We start from the raw sequence: 2,035 nt of genomic DNA, 5'->3' as shown, positions 1-2,035 counted from the left end.
ATTCTCCGGTCTGGCCTTTTTACTTTTTAGCGTCTTCATGACAATTCTCTTTATTTCGTTAACTATTGTCGTTTATATAAACTCGTTTTTCTAAAAAGTTGTGGTCAAAACGGGGTCGTCTAATCCACACCCTTGACCAGTTTAAACATTGATTTCTTTGTGTTTAAAAAAGGAAATTTTCTAACCTTCCCTTTTCGACCTTTTTATTTTATCTTGCATTAAGTAATCATCAGTTTTCAGATTTATGTCATCCTCCTACAAAGTGTTAAATGTTATATGCTAAATATATTTAACACTTTGTAGGAGACAATTAACAAACGAGACTTGTCTGATTCTCAATAGAGCCGTACATTTTTAATAAGTCAAAGCATTCTTGAAAGAAGTTTTTAAACGATGTAAACATAACTTTATCCATTGATTCTTGATCATGATACTTTTTACCAACATACAAAATAATTCTAGAAACTTCACGATTGATTCGGTCTTTAATAAATTCATTACTTTCAAACATTGTTGCCGTTCTTGCTAGAGGTTCCTTACGATAATTCAGATCTCGATAAACTTTCTTCTTAGCGTTCATAATCAATTTAGCATAGTTAGTCAGTTTTTTAGCACTTCCGTAAGAAAGACTAACCAAAGTGTCTATTAGGTTTTGAGGCATTCCATATGATAAAAGAGTGCTTTCTTCGGCAGCTATTTCGACATTGTCGATATTTTCGTTAATTTTAGAATTATTAGTATTATTAGAACGTAATTTCAAGTGATTGAAGTTCAAGTAATTAAGTAGACTATTTGTCTTGTTCGAAGAAGACTTTTTGTCCGCAGGTGTTGTATCAGCGCTTTCTACTTGTTGAGGAGCATCTGTTGCAACGTCTTTTTTGGAATGACCTAAGAACTTTTCTTTAACAGCATCAGGCAAAGATGGAAATAATTTGTAAGTTCCGTTAAAGCATTTCTTTCTGAAGATTAATCCTGCTTCAACTAGTTTGTCCATGATTCTTGAGATAGTTTTAGTTGATTGATTGATCAACTCTGCCAAATCGGAATAAGTGTATACAACGTAGTATCGATTTTCTTTACGATCGAAGAAGTCTTCTCCATTTTGGACACTTAAGCCAAGTCGATTATAAATAGCTGAGAAAACTTGAGTTGGATTTCCATTAAGAGATTTGTCTCCTAAATCAATCAATGCAATGTATCCCTTCGGTTCAACAAAATCTTGTTTAGCCCTCTTCATCGCTTCTTGTAGTGTTTTATCGTTAGACATATTATTGTCATCCTTCCATGTTTTTTCATAGAAAGAAAAAAGACTGATGAGCAAATATCCCCACCAGTCTTTTAACGATTAAATAATTGATTTATCTCTGCCTACAATCTATAATAAGAATTAAAGCAGAGCGTTAAAAGTAGTGAGTATGTGTGGAATACTCATTGCCGAATCCTTAATTGTTACCAGCGATTAAGGATTCAACGCTTTTTTCTTTTATATATAGTCGTACTTTTAAAAAGTGCGACTCTTTTTTTCTGTCTTAAATATATATTCTGTGAAGCATAAAATCAACAAAAAACTTGATATATCAACAACTCATACATTTAACATTTAACATTTCACATTTAACATTATATATATAACATAATGTTAAATGTTATGTGTGAAATGTATTTAACATTATGTAAAAGGATTAACAGAGAGAATCTTTGATACGATAGCTTTCTTGAAAAATATTGATATAAAAATATCGGTAGTTTAGCCTAGAACAAAGTGTTAAATGTTATATGTTAAATACATTTAACACTACTTATACATTGGACCATAAGTATTATTAACACTTATGCAGAGATGTGTTAATATTGAAGTATAAAATTATTGGGGGAGCTTTTATGACTGCGAAAGTATTATCTTTTTTGAACTTTAAGGGTGGCGTTGGAAAAACAAGTACTACAGCTTTAACAAGTTATAACCTGGCCAAATTAGGTTATAAGGTTTTGGCAATTGATTTTGATCCTCAGGCTAACTTAACATCTTTATCTTTAA

2 protein-coding genes are annotated in these 2,035 nt (G+C 31.2%); one reads left to right on the top strand and one right to left on the bottom strand.

What is annotated here, in order from left to right:
- Positions 1 to 310: 310 nt before the first annotated feature.
- Entirely contained in the window at positions 311 to 1,267 is a 957-nt protein-coding gene (locus FHL06_RS12485) for a winged helix-turn-helix domain-containing protein (RefSeq protein ID WP_153386899.1), read from the bottom strand.
- A gap of 614 nt (positions 1,268 to 1,881) precedes the next feature.
- Between FHL06_RS12485 and FHL06_RS12480 the strand changes: the two genes are divergently transcribed.
- Positions 1,882 to 2,035: ParA family protein (locus tag FHL06_RS12480; protein ID WP_153386897.1), on the top strand; the 154-nt coding region annotated here is incomplete at its 3' end.

It is taken from the genome of Companilactobacillus halodurans (assembly GCF_009600985.1).
Classification (GTDB): Bacteria; Bacillota; Bacilli; order Lactobacillales; family Lactobacillaceae; genus Companilactobacillus; species Companilactobacillus halodurans.
The sequence above is the reverse complement of the archived record's forward strand: the minus strand, read 5'-3'. Positions and strand labels throughout refer to the sequence as shown.

Excerpts from the sequence above, each read along its gene's own strand:
- FHL06_RS12485 (WP_153386899.1), bottom strand. The coding sequence starts at position 1,267 with ATGTCTAACGATAAAACACTACAAGAAGCGATGAAGAGGGCTAAACAA.